Annotated in this window: 14 protein-coding genes; 10 read left to right on the forward strand and 4 right to left on the reverse strand. The window is 75.2% G+C overall.

Annotation, left to right across the window (positions count from 1 at the left end):
• Nucleotides 1-43 precede the first annotated feature (43 nt).
• The 4 genes from clpS to EBM89_RS01125 all read left to right on the forward strand — a co-directional run bounded on the left by clpS (nucleotide 44) and on the right by EBM89_RS01125 (nucleotide 2,875).
• Entirely contained in the window at nucleotides 44-331 is a 288-nt protein-coding gene (gene clpS / locus EBM89_RS01110; protein ID WP_122147620.1) for an ATP-dependent Clp protease adapter ClpS, read from the forward strand.
• Complete coding sequence (locus EBM89_RS01115; protein ID WP_122147621.1) at nucleotides 332-1,120, forward strand: DUF2017 family protein; 789 nt, start codon at nucleotides 332-334, stop codon at nucleotides 1,118-1,120.
• Nucleotides 1,117-1,932: a glutamate racemase gene (gene murI / locus EBM89_RS01120; protein WP_122147622.1), complete on the forward strand. Its 816-nt coding sequence runs from the start codon at nucleotides 1,117-1,119 to the stop codon at nucleotides 1,930-1,932. The genes EBM89_RS01115 and murI overlap by 4 nt, the downstream gene beginning before the upstream one ends.
• Before the next feature lie 139 nt (nucleotides 1,933-2,071).
• A complete protein-coding gene (locus EBM89_RS01125; protein ID WP_122147623.1) occupies nucleotides 2,072-2,875 on the forward strand; it encodes an MBL fold metallo-hydrolase in 804 nt (267 codons plus the stop codon).
• 13 nt (nucleotides 2,876-2,888) lie between these two features.
• Here EBM89_RS01125 and EBM89_RS01130 read toward each other — a convergent pair whose 3' ends face one another.
• Nucleotides 2,889-4,214 carry an anaerobic C4-dicarboxylate transporter gene (locus tag EBM89_RS01130; protein WP_122147624.1) on the reverse strand — a complete coding sequence of 442 codons (1,326 nt, stop codon included), beginning with the start codon at nucleotides 4,212-4,214 and terminating at the stop codon, nucleotides 2,889-2,891.
• 155 nt (nucleotides 4,215-4,369) lie between these two features.
• On the opposite strand from EBM89_RS01130, the gene rph reads away from it, so the two are divergent.
• The 3 genes from rph to EBM89_RS01145 all read left to right on the forward strand — a co-directional run bounded on the left by rph (nucleotide 4,370) and on the right by EBM89_RS01145 (nucleotide 7,471).
• Nucleotides 4,370-5,164 (forward strand): ribonuclease PH, encoded by a 795-nt coding sequence (gene rph / locus EBM89_RS01135; RefSeq protein WP_122147625.1) that lies wholly within the window; start codon nucleotides 4,370-4,372, stop codon nucleotides 5,162-5,164.
• A complete protein-coding gene (rdgB, locus tag EBM89_RS01140) occupies nucleotides 5,161-5,775 on the forward strand; it encodes an RdgB/HAM1 family non-canonical purine NTP pyrophosphatase (protein ID WP_122147626.1) in 615 nt (204 codons plus the stop codon). The genes rph and rdgB overlap by 4 nt, the downstream gene beginning before the upstream one ends.
• A gap of 88 nt (nucleotides 5,776-5,863) precedes the next feature.
• Nucleotides 5,864-7,471: an ABC-F family ATP-binding cassette domain-containing protein gene (locus tag EBM89_RS01145; protein ID WP_122147647.1), complete on the forward strand. Its 1,608-nt coding sequence runs from the start codon at nucleotides 5,864-5,866 to the stop codon at nucleotides 7,469-7,471.
• A gap of 75 nt (nucleotides 7,472-7,546) precedes the next feature.
• On the opposite strand, the gene EBM89_RS01150 is transcribed toward EBM89_RS01145, so the two are convergent.
• Nucleotides 7,547-10,153, reverse strand: a complete 2,607-nt coding sequence (locus EBM89_RS01150; protein WP_147463415.1) for a helix-turn-helix transcriptional regulator — start codon at nucleotides 10,151-10,153, stop codon at nucleotides 7,547-7,549.
• An 848-nt stretch (nucleotides 10,154-11,001) separates the two neighbouring features.
• Between EBM89_RS01150 and EBM89_RS22585 the strand changes: the two genes are divergently transcribed.
• Both EBM89_RS22585 and EBM89_RS01160 read left to right on the forward strand, forming a co-directional pair.
• Nucleotides 11,002-11,358, forward strand: coding sequence for an Lsr2 family DNA-binding protein (locus EBM89_RS22585; protein WP_122147628.1), 357 nt, complete (start codon nucleotides 11,002-11,004; stop codon nucleotides 11,356-11,358).
• Nucleotides 11,359-11,467: 109 nt separating this feature from the next.
• Nucleotides 11,468-15,244: an RCC1 domain-containing protein gene (locus EBM89_RS01160; RefSeq protein WP_158609431.1), complete on the forward strand. Its 3,777-nt coding sequence runs from the start codon at nucleotides 11,468-11,470 to the stop codon at nucleotides 15,242-15,244.
• Nucleotides 15,245-15,397: 153 nt separating this feature from the next.
• On the opposite strand, the gene EBM89_RS01165 is transcribed toward EBM89_RS01160, so the two are convergent.
• Nucleotides 15,398-16,123, reverse strand: a complete 726-nt coding sequence (locus tag EBM89_RS01165) for a Pr6Pr family membrane protein (protein WP_122147630.1) — start codon at nucleotides 16,121-16,123, stop codon at nucleotides 15,398-15,400.
• Nucleotides 16,124-16,130: 7 nt separating this feature from the next.
• Nucleotides 16,131-16,685 (reverse strand): NUDIX hydrolase family protein, encoded by a 555-nt coding sequence (locus EBM89_RS01170; protein ID WP_122147631.1) that lies wholly within the window; start codon nucleotides 16,683-16,685, stop codon nucleotides 16,131-16,133.
• Between the two features lie 175 nt (nucleotides 16,686-16,860).
• On the opposite strand from EBM89_RS01170, the gene trxA reads away from it, so the two are divergent.
• Nucleotides 16,861-17,232 (forward strand): thioredoxin, encoded by a 372-nt coding sequence (gene trxA, locus EBM89_RS01175; protein ID WP_122147632.1) that lies wholly within the window; start codon nucleotides 16,861-16,863, stop codon nucleotides 17,230-17,232.
• The last annotated feature ends 8 nt before the right edge of the window (nucleotides 17,233-17,240 follow it).

Consider the following 17,240-nt stretch of genomic DNA (forward strand, 5'->3'; position numbering starts at 1 on the left):
CGGCACGCCCGCCGGGGTCCCGCCGGGCACCTAGAGTGGACGGGTGTCCGTGGAGATCGCACCCGAGGAGACCGCCCACGCGGAGGGCGCCCTCGCCGACGTCTGGGTCACCGTCGTGTGGAACGACCCGGTCAACCTCATGTCGTACGTCACGTACGTGTTCCGGTCGTACTTCGGGTACCCGCAGGCCAAGGCCGAGAAGCTGATGATGCAGGTGCACGAGGAGGGCCGGTCCGCGGTGTCGACGGGCAACCGGGAGCAGATGGAGGTGGACGTGCAGGCGATGCACTCCTTCGGCCTGTGGGCCACGCTGCAGCGGGCGGACGACTAGGTGCGCGCCTTCCTCCGCGAGGGCGACGCGCTGGTCGCCGAGGTCGACCCGGGCGAGCGCGAGGTGCTCGCGACCGTGGTCGCGGACGTCGCCGAGCTGCTGGGCGGCGGCCGGTTCGAGGAGCGCGCCCGGGAGACCGGGCGGGCGCACCGCGCCGACGCCTCGGCCGACGCCGAGGCGTCCCTGCTGATGCGGCTGCGGCTGGAGCCGCTGCCCTCGCCCGACGACCCCGCCGTGCACCGGCTGTTGCCCGACGCGTCGCGCGACGACGCCGCCGTGTCGCAGGAGTTCCGGCGGCTGACCGAGGACGACCTGCGGCAGCAGAAGATCGACCGGCTCGCGGAGCTGTTCGACGCGCTCGCGGTGGACGCGCTGGCGAACGGCGCGGACGCCGGGGACGGTGCGGCCGGCTCGCGCCGGTCGCGGCGCACCCGGGGTCGGCACGAGGCCGCCGCGGTGGTCCGGGTGGACGTCGCGCGTGCGCCGGCGCTCGCGGCCACGCTGACCGACGTGCGCCTGGTGCTCGGCGAGCGGCTCGGCGTCACCGACGAGGAGGCGAGCGCCCGGCTGGAGGACGAGGTCGTCGCGACCCGCCCGGGCGCCGACGACCACGCCGCGCAGGCCCGGCAGTACCTCGGCTCGGTGTTCCTGGCCCTGGGCTGGTGGCAGGAGACGCTGATGGCCTGCCTGCTCGCGGACCTCCCCGAGCTGCCGGACGACGCCGGTCCGGACCTGCCGGACCTTCCCGGACGTGCCGGTCCCGCCGGAGGTCTAGGCTCGACGTCGTGAACGACGCTCCCATCGGGATCTTCGACTCCGGGGTGGGAGGTCTGACGAACGCCCGCGCGATCATCGACCAGCTGCCCCACGAGTCGGTGCTCTACATCGGCGACACCCTCAACACCCCCTACGGCCCCAAGCCGCTGGCGGCCGTGCGCGCCCACGCCCTCGAGGTGATGGACGACCTGGTCGACGCCGGGGTGAAGATGCTGGTCATCGCGTGCAACACGGCGTCCTCGGCGGTGCTGCGCGACGCCCGCGAGCGGTACACGCTGCGCAAGGGCATCCCGGTGGTCGAGGTGATCCTGCCCGCGGCGCGCCGCGCGGTCGCCGCGACCCGGTCCGGGCGGATCGGCGTGATCGGCACGAAGGCCACGGTGGAGTCCCGGGCGTACGACGACGCGTTCGCCGTCGCGCCCGGCGTGCACCTCACGACGCAGGCGTGCCCGCGGTTCGTGGAGTTCGTCGAGGCGGGCGTGACCTCCGGGCCCGAGCTGCTGAGCGTCGCCGACACCTACCTGGCGCCGGTCAAGGACGCGGGCGTCGACACCCTCGTGCTCGGCTGCACGCACTACCCGCTGCTGACCGGCGTCATCTCCTACGTCATGGGCGAGGACGTCACGCTGGTGTCCAGCGCGGAGGAGACCGCCAAGGACGTCTACCGCACGCTCGTCGCGCACGACCTGGAGCGCGACCCCGCCGCCGGGGCGCCCGAGCACCGGTTCCTCGCCACCGGCGACCCCGAGCCGTTCGCCGCGCTCGCCCGCCGGTTCCTGGGCCCCGAGGTCCGGCACGTGGAGGCGCGCGGCGCGCTGCGCTGAGCCGCTCGCGCCGCCCGGCGGGGTGACGAGCGACACGTCACCGCCGGGCGCAACGGCCCGGCACGGTCCGGGCGGGCACGGCATCATGAACCCGGGTCACCGTCGCCGCGTCGGTGCCCGACTCAGGGGAGAGGTGCCGATGAGGCTGGTCGTCGTGGGCAGCGCGGGCTCGTTCCCGGGCCCGGACTCCGCCGCGTCCTGCTACCTGCTGCAGGCGGACGGGCCGGACGGTGCGGGCGGGACCCGCACGTGGAACCTGCTGCTCGACCTGGGCAACGGGGCGCTGGGACCGCTGCAGCGGCACCTGCCGCCCGCGGACCTCGACGCGGTCGCGATCAGCCACCTGCACGCCGACCACGTCGCCGACGTCGTGGTGCTGGGCGTGATGCTCCGGTACGACCCGCGCGGGCTGCGGGAGCAGCCGCTGCCGCTGCACGGCCCCGAGGGCGTGCGCGAGCGGCTCGCGCAGCTCTCCGGGCACGACCCGGCCACCGACACCGCCGAGCACCTCGCGCTGGGCACCTGGCGGGCGGGCGAGGCCGTGCGGGTCGGGCCGTTCACGGTCGAGCCGGTGCCGGTGGAGCACCCGGTCCCGGCGTTCGGGTTCCGGGTCACCGGGCCGTCGTCGGTCGAGCCCGGGCGCACCGTGACCCTCGCGTACACCGGGGACACCGACGAGTGCCCCGGTCTGGACGACCTCGCGCGCGACGCCGACCTGCTGCTCGCCGAGGCGGCGTACGTGGAGTCGCTGCCCGCCGCGCCGCGCGGTGTGCACCTCACGGGCCGCCGGGCGGGCCTGGCCGCCGAGCGCGGCGGGTCGCGCCGCCTGCTGCTCACGCACCTCGTGGCGTGGAACGACCCGCAGGAGAGCCTGGACGAGGCCCGCGCGGTCTACGGCGGGCCGGTCGACCTGGCCGTGCCGGGGATGGTCGTCACGCTCTGACTCGACGCGGCCGTCAGAGCACGACGGCGCCGATCGCGAACCCGAACGCCACGGACAGCGTGATGGCGATCATCCCGGGCGCCAGGAACGGGTGGTCGAAGACGTACTTCCCGATCCGCGTGGTGCCGGTGTCGTCCATCTCGACGGCGGCGAGCAGCGTCGGGTAGGTGGGCAGCACGAACAGCGCGGACACGGCCGGGAACGCCGCGACGGCCGCGGGGGCGGCGACGCCCATCGCCAGGGCGGTCGGCATCAGGGCGCGGGCCGTGGACGCCTGCGAGTACATGAGCGCCGACGCGAGGACCAGGGCGACCGCCAGCAGCCAGGGCTGCCCGGCGAGCACGTCCCCGGCGGCGTGCTGGATCGCGTCCTCGTGGGCGGCGAAGAACGTCAGCCCCAGCCAGGCGACGCCGAGCACGCAGAGGCAGGCGCTCGTCCCGGAGCGGAAGGTCGACGCGGTGAGGACCTGCGCGGGCTCGACCCGGCAGGTGAGGACGATCACCGCCGCGACGCTCAGCATGATCGCGATGATCGCCTGGTCCCGACCCATGACCGGGTCCGTGATGACGCCGGCCTTCTCGGAGATCAGGGTCGCGTACGCCATCACCGCGAGCAGGCCGACCCCGAACACGGCGACCGACAGCCGGGCGCCCGGGCGCACCTCGCGCGCCTGCCCGGCGGGTCGGGGCGGGACGACCGTGCCCGCGGCGAGCCGCCGCTGGTACTCGGGGTCGTCGGACAGCCGGGTGCGGCCCCGGGCGCGGTCGACGACGGTGAGGACCGCCGCCGTCGCCAGGCACGCCAAGAACGTCGACGGGATCGCCACGGCCAGGAGCCCGAGGTAGTCGACCCCGGTCCCGCTCTCCTCCAGGAGCCCCGAGAAGAACAGGACGGCCGCGGAGATCGGGGACGCCGTGATGGCGATCTGCGAGGCGACCACCGCGATGGACAGGGGCCGGGCGGGCCGCAGGTCGTTCTCCTTCGCGACCTCCGCGATCACGGGCAGCGTCGAGAACGCCGTGTGCCCCGTCCCCGCCATCACGGTCATGAGGAACGTCACGACGGGGGCGAGGAAGGTGAGGTGCCGGGGGTTGCGCCGCAGCAGCCGCGCGGCGACGTCGACCAGCCAGTCCATGCCGCCCGCGACCTGCATCGCGGCGATGGCCGCGATCACGGCCATGATGATCGACACGACGTCGAGGGGCATGTCGCCGGGCGTGACGCCGAGCACCGCGAGGGCGAGGACGCCGAGGCCGCCCGCGTAGCCGATCGCGATGCCGCCGAGCCGCGCGCCGAGCAGGATCGCCCCGAGGACGACGAGCAGGTGCAGCCAGATCATGCGGGGGTCTCCTCGGGGTGCCGGCGGCCGCACCGGACCGGTGGTGCGGCTCGCGTCCCGCAGCGTGGCAGCCCCGCGACCACCGAGGGTGCCCGTCCGGCCCCGGCTGAGTGGTGCTGGCGGGCCTACCTGAGTGGTGTCGTTAGGCTCGGGGGATGACCTCCGACTCCGCCCGCACGCCCGCCCGCGCCGACGGCCGCGCCGCCGACGCCCTGCGCCCGATCTCGATCACCCGCCGCTACCTGGACGCGGGCGAGGGCAGCGTGCTCGTGGAGTTCGGCGGCACCAAGGTGCTGTGCGTGGCGTCGTTCACCGCGGGCGTGCCCCGGTGGCGCAAGGGCTCCGGCGAGGGCTGGGTGACCGCGGAGTACGCGATGCTGCCGCGCTCCACCACCACCCGCTCCGACCGCGAGTCCGTGCGCGGCAAGATCGGCGGCCGCACGCACGAGATCTCCCGGCTCATCGGCCGCTCGCTGCGCGCCGTCATCGACGTCGCCGCGCTGGGCGAGAACACCATCGTCCTCGACTGCGACGTGCTGCAGGCCGACGGCGGCACCCGCACCGCCTCGGTGACCGGCGCCTACGTGGCGCTCGCGGACGCCGTCGCGTGGGGCATCGCCCAGGGCTCGGTGGACGGCCGCCGGTCGGTGCTGCGCGACTCCGTGTCCGCGGTCAGCGTCGGCATCGTGGACGGCCACCCGGTGCTGGACCTGCCGTACGTCGAGGACGTGCGCGCGCAGACGGACATGAACGTCGTCGTCACCGGCTCGGGCGACTTCGTCGAGGTGCAGGGCACGGCCGAGCACGCGCCGTTCAACCGCACCGAGCTCGACGCGCTGCTCGACCTCGCCCTGGTCGGCACCAAGGAGCTCGCGCGCGTGCAGGACGAGGTCCTGGCCCTGCCCGCGGTCGGCGGCCCCGTCACGGTGCGCGGCGGGTCGGACGCGTGACCGCGCGGCTCGTCCTCGCGACGCACAACGCGCACAAGCTCGGCGAGCTGCGCGCGATCCTCGTCCCCGCTCTGCCGGGCCTGGACCCGGAGTCCGTGGTCAGCGCCCGCGACGTCGGCGCCCCGGAGCCCGTCGAGGACGGCGTGACGTTCGCCGAGAACGCCCTGATCAAGGCCCGGGCGCTCGCCCGCGCCACCGGGCTGCCCGCCGTGGCCGACGACTCCGGGCTGTCCGTCGACGTGCTCGGCGGGGCCCCGGGCATCTTCTCCGCCCGCTGGGCGGGCCGGCACGGCGACGACCGCGCGAACCTCGACCTGCTGCTCGCGCAGCTGTCCGACATCGCGCCCGAGCACCGCGCCGCGCGGTTCACCTGCGCCGCCGCGCTCGTGACGCCGGACGGCGCCGAGCACGTCGAGCTCGGGCACCTGGAGGGCACCCTGGCGACCGCGCCGCGTGGCGAGCACGGCTTCGGCTACGACCCCGTGCTCGTCCCGGCGGGCGGCGCGCTCACCTGCGCGGAGCTCGCGCCCGAGGAGAAGAACCGCATCTCGCACCGCGGGCAGGCGTTCCGCGCGCTCGTCCCGGTCGTCGTCGCGGCCCTGCGGGGCTGAGCGCGGCGTGCCCGGTCCCTCGGTCCCGTCGTCGTCCCCCCGGCCCCCGGCCGGCCGGGACGCGGCCCCGGTCGGCGCCACGGGACGGGTGCACCTCGTCGCCGACGCGCTGACCTTCGGGTACCCGGGGCGGCCCGTGCTCAACGCCGTCGGGCTGTCCGCGTCGGCGGGGGACCGCGTCGGCGTGGTGGGGGAGAACGGCGCGGGCAAGACCACGCTGCTGCGGCTGCTCGCCGGCGACCTCGTGCCCACCTCGGGGGAGGTCCGGCGGGCCGGGACCGTCTCGGTCGTCCCGCAGCAGCTCGACGTCGAGCCCGGCACCACCGTGGGCGACCTCGTGCGCCGCACCGCGGGCCACGTGCGCGCGGCCGCGGAGCACCTCGACGAGGTCGTCGCCGGGTTCGACCACGACGCGGGCGACCTCACCGCGCTCGCCGAGGCCATCGCCGCCGCCGAGCACCTGGCCGCGTGGGACGTCGACCGGCGCGTGGACGAGGCCCTGACCCGGTTCGGCGCCCCGCGCGACCCGGACCGCCGCCTCGACACGCTCAGCGTCGGCGAGGCGTACCGCGCCCGGCTCGCGTGCCACGTCGCCGAGCGGGCCGACGTCCTGCTGCTGGACGAGCCCACGAACCACCTCGACGCCGCCGGGATCGACTACCTCACCGCGCAGCTGCAGGACTGGCCGGGCGTCGTCGTGATCGTCACCCACGACCGCCGGCTGCTGGACGACGTCATGACGGCGATCCTCGACCTCGACCCGTCGATGGACGGCCGCCCGGTGCTGTACGGGGCGACCCGGTACGCGACGTACCGGTTCGCGAAGGACCAGGCGCTGCGCCGCTGGCGCGCCCGGTACGCGCAGGAGCGCAAGCGTGCCGAGAAGCTCGCCCGGCGGCTGGACGAGTCCTACGAGGGGCTGTCCGACGAGTGGCGGCCCGCGAAGGGCTCGCAGAAGCACCGCCGCGCCACCCGCGCGCGCATCCACGTCAAGGCCGCCGACCGGCTGGTGCAGAAGCTCGAGGCCGAGGCCGTCGAGGTCCCCGTCCCGCCCCCGGCCCTCGCGTTCCCGGACCTGCCGAGCATCCCCACCGGGTACACCGGTGGTCCGCTGCTGGAGGTCCGCGCCCCGCGCGTCGCCGGTCGCCTCGACCTCGCCGGGGTCCGCGTCGACCTGCCCCCGGCCGGGCGGCTGCTCGTCACCGGGGCCAACGGCGCGGGCAAGTCCACGCTGCTCGCCGCGATGACGGGACGGCTCGACCTGGACCGCGGCCACCGCGCCGTCGCGCACGGGGTCCGCCTCGGCGTCCTCACGCAGGACGACGACAGCCCCGAGCGCCGCCGGATGACGGGGTTCGAGGCGGCAGCCCGGCGCGCGCTCGACCTGCTGGAGGCGGGCGCGCTCGACCCCGCGCACGTGCTGCCCGTCGCCGCCCTCGGCCTGGTCGAGGAGACCGACCTGGACCGGCCGCTCGGCGAGCTGTCGGTCGGGCAGCGGCGCCGGTTCGAGCTCGCCGCCGCCCTGGTCGCCGCGCCGCACGTGCTCGTGCTGGACGAGCCGACGAACCACCTGTCCATCGCGCTGGTGGACGCGCTCACCGAGGCGCTGCGGCTGACGTCGGCGGCGGTCGTCGTCGCCACGCACGACCGGGCGATGCGCGCCGACCTGGCGGACTGGCCGACGCTGGACCTCTGAGGCCGGCCGCCCCGGGGTCGGCGCTCGGGGGCGGCGTGGCGTCCACCCCTTCCGCGCCGTCGGCGCGCGTGCGGGTCAGGCGGAGAACGCGCTGAGGTCGCCGAGCGAGGTGCGGTCGGTGGCGCCGGTCTTGCGGCGGATCTGGCGGATGTGCCCTTCGACGGTGCGCACGCTGATGAAGAGCACCCTGGCGATCTCGGGGTTGGTGCGGCCCTGGGCGATGAGGTGGATGATCTCGGTCTCGCGCTTGCTGAGCCGGTGCCGTGGGCGGGCGGTCAGGGAGGCGAGGGCGGTGTGGTGCAGGGCGGCCGCGGAGGCCGTGGCCTGGGCGGTGCGGTCCGGCTGGTCGGCGTGGTGGAACAGCTCCGCCGCCGAGGTGTAGCACCGGGCCGCCTCCACGGGGATCTCGAGCAGCTCGAACTGCGCGCCCGCCGAGAGCAGCATCTCGGGGTCCTCGCGCGTGAGCGCGGTGCGGGCGGTGAGCAGGGCCCGCAGGTAGGGACCGGCGATGCGCGAGGGGCCCGAGCCGGTCGGGTCGGGGATGGCCGCCTCCCGGTCGATGAGGAGCCGGGTGAGCTCCAGGGTCTCCGCCGGGAGCACCAGCCCGCCCCGGCGCAGGTCGTCCGCGCTGCGTCGGAGAGCCGTCGCGGCGGAGGCGACGTCGCCCTGCGCGTACGCCCTCATCGCGTGGAAGAACGTGCTCCCGCTGCAGGGCAGGGCGTGGCCCTGGTGGGTGGCCGACGTGGCGCTCTCGACGAGTCCCGGCGCGAGCGCGCTGTGGGACGTCAGGACGGACAGCAGGACGAGCATGCTGCGGCTGGCCTGCTGGGCGGGCAACGGGTCGGTCCACGAGTGCGGGACGGAGAGCAGGCCGAGCAGGTGCCCCCGGGCGTCGTCCATCCACCCGCGGGCGGCCAGTCCGAGGGCGGCGACGTAGGTGCCGTGGGCCCAGGACGACGTCGACAGGTCGCGCTTGGCGCGGATGCGCATGGCGATGCCGTGCTCGATCGCTCCCGCGAGGTCTCCCGTGGCGTACGACGACAGGCCGAGCAGCAGCTGGGCGGTCCGGTCGAGCCAGTCGGGCCAGCTCGAGCGGTCGACGTCCAGCAGGCTCCGCGCGGGAGGCTGGCGTCCGGCGAGCGTGTGGCAGGCCGCGAGGACAAGGCGGGCCGTCGCGGCCCCGGAACCGTGTCCCCTCACGTACGGGGCGAGCGTGCGCTCGTACTCCTCGGGCAGGATGCCGAACTCGACGTCGAGCAGGTAGCCCAGCAGCCACAGCGACTCGCGGACGGCGGCCTCGGGCTCGTCGGCCTCGCGGAGCCGGTCGGCGACGGCGTGGGGATCGTCGCCCTGGATGATCGACCACCGGGCGGCGGCGTACCGGAACTCGACGTGGGCGGATGCCGATCGCTCGGTGGCGGTGTCCGTCTTCGCGAACACGGACTCGACGATGCCCGCCCCGCGGGGGTCCGGGGTGGTCAGGCGCAGCAGCCTGAGCGCGTCGCGCAGTCCGTGCGAGCGCTGCCAGGCCTCGACGGCGGAGGCGAGGTCGTGGCGGACGACCGGGCCCTCGGTGTCCAGCCCGGTGAGCGCGAGCGGCATGCCCGAGGGGTGGTGGGCGTGCGAGGGCGCGGGTCGGGGCGCAGGGCTGGTGAGCCGGTCCGCGACGCGGGCGCGGCGGACGTCAGCGGCACCGGAGGACTGGGCCGCCCGCGCCGCCTGGGACGCCGCGACGGCCAGGCGAGGATCGACCTGGCTCAGGAGGTGCGACGCCAGGCCCGGGGGGAACAGGGAGATCGGGGTGCCCTCGACCGCGGTGGACGTGTGCAGCAGACCGTGGTCGTGCAGGGCCGCGACCGCGTCCGGGGTCAGCACTTCCCCGGCGAGGTCGGCGGGCAGGGCGCCGGTCCGGGCCAGGACGGCCGCGGCCCCGCGCTGCTCGGCCGTCAGCGGGTCGAGCAGCAGGGCGAACATGGCGCTCAGCTCGCGCTCCCACCCCGCGGTCCCCTCCCAGAGGCCGTCCGAGCGACGCACACGCCCGTGAGCCAGGGCGGCGTCGAGCACCGCGATGGCCAGCCCGGGCAACCCTCCCGACTCGTGGAGGATCTCGGCCGTGACCTCCGGCGACAGCGTGTCCCCGAGCCGCTCGCTGAGCAGACGGTGCAGGTCCTCGAAGGCCAGGGGGTCGAGGTCGACCTGGACCCAGGTGGACGACGTGCTCAGGTCGGACTCCATCCCGGAGCCGGGGTCCCGCGGCAGCCGGGAGACGAGGACCGGGACCCCCGTGCGGCGCGCGAGGTTGCCGAGCACCTGCGCCGTGCGCGCGCCGAGGTGCTCCAGGTCGTCGACGACCAGCACGTCGGTCTGCGGGGAGCCCAGGTCCATCACCTCGCGGACGTCGAGCTGGTCGAGGAAGGACTCCAACGACGCCCCGGCCGGCGGCGCGTGGGTGGGTCGCGGGCGCGACCAGCGCCAGGACGCCGGGAGCAGGTGCGTGTGGCGTCCGGTGTCCTCCAGCGCACGGCACACCACCTCGAGCACGGTGGTCCTCCCGGACCAGTGCGGCCCCACCAGCGCGACGTTCTGCGTCTGGCCGACCAGGTCCACGACCCGCCCGACCTCGAAGTCCCTGCCGACCAGTCCGCCCGGGGGTGGGCCCCACACGCGCGGACGCGGCTGCATCGCGAACCCCCTTGCTCCATCGCCAAGCACGAGCTTCTCCTTCGCCGAGAGCATGAGCGGCCGGGACCCGCACCGGGGGCGCCAGGTCGATCCACGGGGGTGGCGGTCTGCCCCCCCCGAGCGGCGGGGTCGGGCCGGTCTCGGGTCCGAACCGGGGGCGCAGCCGCCAGGGCGCGGCCGGTGGTTGCGGGGCAGGACGCCCGATGTGCAGGTGCACGTCAACGACAGACTGGACCACGGTCGCCGGGGGTGAGTGACACGTCCACGCGTGACACGTGGACCACTCCGCGATGCGCACGTGCCGGGGGCCGCGGCCAGGTGCGCACCCGCTGTCGCGCACGCTCGCCCCGTGGGCCGTAGGTCCCGGCGGCCGAGGGCGCGGACCGCGCGCGTCGGGGAGCTGGTCGTGCACGGCGGCCACTCCCGGGGGACGGCTCGACGAGCGGCGCAGGGGCGCTGCGGTGATCCCGCATCGTGAGATGCACGGGTCGGCCGCAGGCCCTAGGTCCCGGGTGTGCGGCGTGGCGACGCGGCGAACTCGCGCTGTTCTCCGCGAGCGGTACCTGATTCTCGGCCGTGCGCGCGCTGGGGGGTGCGCCTGCGCACGTGGTCGCCACCGGGCCGGTTCGAACCTGGTCTGGCACGACGAGGGGAGAAGCCGGTGAACCGACCGGTCCGAGCTCGGAGTGCCACCCGGGATGCGTGGGCGCGTCGCGGAGGCGGGCCCGACGTGATCGCCGCCCCGGACGGGCCGAGGCCGGAGGTCGACCGGAACGCCGCTCGACGCGATCTGCGGCGCGCACGGAGGTCCGCCCTGCCGGTGACGGACTGAGGAGATCGAGGAGCAGATGGCGACGCGACATTGTGACTGCCCGGCCGCGCTGATCCGGGCGTGGGCACGGAGAACCGGCCACTCCGTGGCCGACCGTGGAGAGCTGTCCTGGCAGATCCACGACCTCTACCACGAGGCGTTCCCCCGGCGCCCCGACCCCAGGGACGACGGCGCCGACGGGTGCGAGGCCCCGGGGGACGGTGCGGCGCTCGAGACCCCGTCGACCGCTCCCGCAGCGGAGACGTCCGAGGCGCCGATCGTGGTGGTGCCGGTCGCAGCGCCGTCGGGTGACCCGCCCGGTGCGACGGTGCCGGCTGCTGCGGGCCCGGACGGTTTGTCGCCCGGTGCGACAGGGCTCGTGCCTGCCTCCTGAGCCGCCGCGGTCGGAGACCACCCTTCCCATGTCCACTCGCACAGAAAGCTGACAGATGCTCGACAGCACACACCTCAGAACGCTCCTCCCAGCACGCGCGCGCGGGACGGTGGTCCTCCTCGTCGTGCTCGCGCTGCTGCTCTCCCCGCTGCTCGCGCTCGCGCTCGTCCCCTCACCTGCCGCGGCGGACGACACGCAGCTGCCGCTCACACCCCGCTCCGGACCGACGCAGGGGGGAACAGTCGTGACCCTCGAGGGCCCGGTGGGCTTCGCGCACGTCGCGTCGGGCGCGAGCGCCGCCCACGCCCTCGGCCTCACCACCGACGGTCGGGTGTACGCGTGGGGCAGCAACACCAGCGGCGAGCTGGGTATCGGCTCCGCCCTGGCCTCCGTCCCCAGCCCGACCCCGGTGGTGGGCCTGGACGGGGTCACCGTCGTCCGTACCGCGGTCGGGGGCGGGTTCTCCCTGGCGCTGGCGGACGACGGGTCCGTCTACTCCTGGGGCGACAACGGCTCCGGGCAGCTGGGCAACGGGGCGACGGGGAGCTCGAACGTCCCCGTGGCCGTCGCGGCCGGTGCGAGAACCGGGAAGCGGCTGGTCGAGATCGCCGCCGGGCACCAGCACGCGCTGGCGCTCGCGGAGGACGGCACCGTGTACGCCTGGGGCAGCAACGCGCACGGGCAGCTCGGCAACGGTGATCTCGGCGTCACCGAGGCCCGCACGCCGGTGGCGGTCGCGACGACGTGGCAGCTCGGCCCGGGCAGCACCAACGGGACCGTCGTGCAGATCTCGGCGGGGCAGTTCCACTCGGTGGCCCTGGCGGCCTCCGGGGTCCCGTTCACCTGGGGGATGGGCGACCTGCTCGGCTCGGGCCTCGGCCTGCGGCCCACGGACTCCCAGGCCACCCCCGGCATCGTCGACACGGCGCCCCTCGTCGCGGGCGAGGGCTACAGCCGGATCACCCAGGTGTCCGCGGGGTGGACGCACACGCTCGCCGTGACCGACCTGGGCCACCTCTACGGATGGGGGAGCAACTCGTCCGGGCAGCTGGGAGATGACGCGTCGGTCGCCGACGGCGGCACCGCGCAGAGCCCGGTGCGGATCCGGCGGCTGGGGACGTCGCAGGCCGGGGTGCCGCTGCTGAGCGCGGTGGAGGCCGTCGTGGCCGGGGCCGACTACTCGCTGGCGGTCGGCCCGGCCCTGAACGCCGGGACCCGGACCTGGCACGTCTTCGGCTGGGGGGACAACCGCCAGGGACAGCTCGGTGGTGACTACGGCACGGGGACCGACCGTCCGGAGTGGGTCACGACGTCGGCCGTGGCGGAGCCGGACGTGAGCAACCCGCACGTCCTGCCGATCGCGGCGTCCTCCGGCGCCGCGTACGCACTGAACCCCGATGGTTCCGTGCAGGCGTGGGGCGCACAGCACAGCGGTCAGCTCGGCAACGGAGTCATCTCGAGCACGCAGAGCGCGCCCTGGGGCCCGGTGGACATGCCCGATCTCGACGTCCGGTTCGACGGGACGTCCGCGACCGACGTGACGCGGGTGGACGCCGGCACCGTGCGTGCCGTCACCCCCGCGCACCCGGGTGGGACCGTCGACGTCGAGCTGCGGGTGGGCGGAGCAGGGAGCTACCCGCTGGTCACGCGAGACGGTCGGGACGCCTACACCTTCGGGATCGGCCCGGTCGTGCGTGAGCACCCCGTCGCGCCCCTCGGGGCGCTCGTCGGGCAGACCGTCGAGCTCACGGCGGCGGCGTCGGGTGACCCGGTGCCGGAGGTCGAGTGGGAGGTCGAGCGCGCGGGCACCTGGCAGCCCCAGGAGGACGCGGACCGGGTGACTTGGGCGCACGAGGGTGAGGTCACCACCACGACGCTGGCCCTCGACCTGACCGCGACCGGCACGGAGACGTACCGCGCCGTGTTCAGCAACGCCAACGGCGAAGCCGCCACGGACCCGGTGACCGTCACCGCGGAGGCGGTGACGGTGGGTCCGTCGCTGGTGGGTTCTCCGCCGTCCGGTGTGGTGGGGGACGCGTACCGGTTCGTGTTCGCGGTGGCGGGTGAGCCTGCTCCGACGGTGGCGGTGTCGTCCGGTGTGCTGCCGGCGGGTCTGTCGCTGTCGGTGGAGGGTGTCCTGGAGGGGACTCCGGAGGTGGTGGGTGAGTTCCCGGTGCGGGTGTCGGCGACGAACGTGGTCGGGACCGAGCACCTGGACGTGGTGCTGGTCGTGCAGAGCCGCCCGACCCTGGGTGGTGTGCCGGGTGCGGCCGTGGTCGGTGAGGTGTACGCGTTCGACTTCGACGTCGAGGGCGTTCCTGCTCCGGTGGTCTCGGTCGTCGGGGGGGACCTGCCCGGTGGGCTGGTGCTGTCCGCGGGTGGGCGCGTGACCGGGACCCCGACCGAGGTCGGTGTGTTCGCGTTCGACGTCGAGGCGACGAACTCGGTGGGCACGGCTCGGCTGTCGACGAGCATCGAGGTGCAGGTCGACGGGTCGCAGCCGGTCGGGGTCGCGCCGGTGCTGGGTGGTACGCCGGTCGAGGCGGTGCTGGGTGAGGCGTACTGGTTCGCGTTCGACGTGGCGGGGGAGCCGTCGCCGTCGGTGACGGTGGCCGAGGGTGTCGTGCCGCCGGGTCTCGACCTGTCCGCCGAGGGGGTCCTGTCCGGGACCCCGGGCGAGGTGGGCGAGTTCACCTTCCTCGTCCACGCCGAGAACACGGCCGGGACCGCCACGCACGAGGCGACGGTGCTGGTCCGGGCGGCCGAGGTGCCGACGGTGGGTCCGTCGCTGGTGGGTTCTCCGCCGTCCGGTGTGGTGGGGGACGCGTACCGGTTCGTGTTCGCGGTGGCGGGTGAGCCTGCTCCGACGGTGGCGGTGTCGTCCGGTGTGCTGCCGGCGGGTCTGTCGCTGTCGGTGGAGGGTGTCCTGGAGGGGACTCCGGAGGTGGTGGGTGAGTTCCCGGTGCGGGTGTCGGCGACGAACGTGGTCGGGACCGAGCACCTGGACGTGGTGCTGGTCGTGCAGAGCCGCCCGACCCTGGGTGGTGTGCCGGGTGCGGCCGTGGTCGGTGAGGTGTACGCGTTCGACTTCGACGTCGAGGGCGTTCCTGCTCCGGTGGTCTCGGTCGTCGGGGGGGACCTGCCCGGTGGGCTGGTGCTGTCCGCGGGTGGGCGCGTGACCGGGACCCCGACCGAGGTCGGTGTGTTCGCGTTCGACGTCGAGGCGACGAACTCGGTGGGCACGGCTCGGCTGTCGACGAGCATCGAGGTGCAGGTCGACGGGTCGCAGCCGGTCGGGGTCGCGCCGGTGCTGGGTGGTACGCCGGTCGAGGCGGTGCTGGGTGAGGCGTACTGGTTCGCGTTCGACGTGGCGGGGGAGCCGTCGCCGTCGGTGACGGTGGCCGAGGGTGTCGTGCCGCCGGGTCTCGACCTGTCCGCCGAGGGGGTCCTGTCCGGGACCCCGGGCGAGGTGGGCGAGTTCACCTTCCTCGTCCACGCCGAGAACACGGCCGGGACCGCCACGCTCCCCGCGACCCTGGTCGTCCGGGAGGCCGACCAGGTCACGGAACCCGACCCCGGTGAGGACGGCGGCCCGGGTGAGGACGGTGAGCCGGCTGGGGACGGCGGCCCGGGTGAGGGCGGTGAGCCGGGTGGGGACGGTGAGCCGGGTGGGGACGGCGGCCCGGGTGCGGACGGCGACCTCGGTGAGGGCGGCGGCCCCGGTGAGCAGACCGGCGTCGACAGGGTCGACACGGGCGGACACGGTGGCGTCCTCGCGCTGACCGGTGTCACCGGCCTCGTGCTGGCCGCTGCTGCTGCTCTGCTGCTCGTGACGACGGGGACGACCCTCCGTGTCGGACGGTCGGTCCTCCGACCCCGGCGCTGAGCACGACGCACCGGCCACCCCGAGGGGACCCTCCCGGACGGGTGGTCGGTGCGTCATCACGACGTCCGGGCTGCGGCTCCGCGGGCCGCGCCACCGCCGCGCCCGGACCACCGCCACCGGGTGGCGGGTGCGCCGCCCGGTGGTGACGACCGGTCACCCCCGTCCGCGCCCCCGGGGATCGGAGGGACCTCGCCCGGTCGGCCCCGGCGTCGCGGGCAGGACGCGCTCCAGCAGCCGCACCAGCAGCGCGAGCACCAGGAACCCGACCGCGACCAGCGCGGTGTTCCGGGCCGCGGCCGCCAGCCCGAGGGCGCCCGCGTCGAGGAACGGGTACGGGTACCACCCGGTGATCCCGCCGCGCACGAACGTGTACGCGATCCAGCCGAGCGGGTACACGACCGACCAGGCCACCGTCGCGGTGCGGAACCGCGGGCGCGGCCCGACCAGCAGCCACACCACCCACGTGCCGATCGGGGAGACGGTGTGCAGCAGGAAGTTCGCGAGGTCACCCGACGGCGTGAGGTCAGCCCCGGCGTCGGCGAGCACCGCGTGGTAGACGACGCCGGTCACGGCGATGCACAGCAGCGCGTCGAGGTGCAGGACGGCCATCACGCGCCCCGCCCGCGCCGGGCGGAGGGCCAGCAGGGCGGAGGCGACCAGCACCAGCAGGTTCGACTGGATGGTGAAGTACGAGAACAGCCGGACCAGCCGCTCGGTGCCGCTCAGGTCCGTGGTGGGCTCGAACGCCAGGGCCCGGCTGACCTCCAGGGCGACGCCGGTCAGCGCGGCGAGCGCCAGCAGCGCGTGCAGCACCCGGGCGGACGCGGTCCAGCCCCGGCCGACGGCGTCGGGGGTCGCGGGAGCGGCGTCGGTGGTCACCGGATCCTCAGGGCATCCGGCCGACGTGCGCCATCGCCTGGCGCAGCAGCAGGCCCTGGCCGCCGTTCATCTCGATCTGCACCTGCTCGCTGCACGCCTCCTCCGGCGTCAGCCAGGCCAGGTCGAGGGCGTCCTGCTGGGGCCGGCAGTCGCCGGTCACCGGCACGACGTAGGCGAGCGACACCGCGTGCTGCCGGGGGTCGTGGTACGGCGTCACGCCGGGCGTCGGGAAGTACTCCGCGACGGTGAACGGCTGCGGCGTCGGCGGGACCTGCGGCAGCGCCACCGGTCCGAGGTCCTTCTCGATGTGCCGCAGCAGGGCGTCCCGCACCCGCTCGTGGTACATCACGCGGCCGGAGACGAGCGCCCGCGACATGACGCCCTCGGGCGTCACCCGCAGCAGGAGGCCGACGGCGACGACGTCGCCGGAGTCGTCCACCCGCACCGGGACCGCGTCGACGTACAGCAGCGGGAGCGAGCGGCGCGCCGCCGCGATGCCCTCGGGACTCAGCCACCCGGAGGGGCGCTCGGGCTCGCGGGGCAGGTCAGCCGTGTCGGTCACCTGGCAGTTGTACCCCGGTCACCGGGCCCGGCGACACCCCGACGCGCGGGACGGCGCTTCCCGGCTGGTGCGCGGGCGCGCGGGCGGCCCCGGCGGCGGGGTGCGCGGGCAGCGGGAATACTGGAGGGCGGACGGGCGCTCTACTGGCGTCAATCACGACAACAGGAGGCGACTGATGGCCACGACCGAGCTGACGGCCGACACCATCCAGAAGACGATCACCGAGAACGACATCGTTCTGGTCGACTTCTGGGCGGACTGGTGCCAGCCGTGCAAGCGCTTCGGCCCGATCTTCGAGGACTCGTCGGACCAGCACCCCGACATCGTCCATGCGAAGGTCGACACCGAGGCCGAGCAGCAGCTGGCGGCCGAGCTGCAGATCACGTCGATCCCGACCCTGATGGCGTTCCGCGAGGGCGTCCTGGTGTTCAACCAGGCGGGTGCCCTCCCGGCCCCGGCGCTGCAGCAGGTCGTCGACGCGGTCAAGGCGCTGGACATGGACGACGTCCGTGCGCAGATCGCCGCGGCGGGCGCCGCGCAGGGCTGACCGCCCAC

The sequence above is a fragment of the Cellulomonas triticagri genome, from assembly GCF_003696205.1.
Taxonomy (GTDB): Bacteria; Actinomycetota; Actinomycetes; order Actinomycetales; family Cellulomonadaceae; genus Cellulomonas; species Cellulomonas triticagri.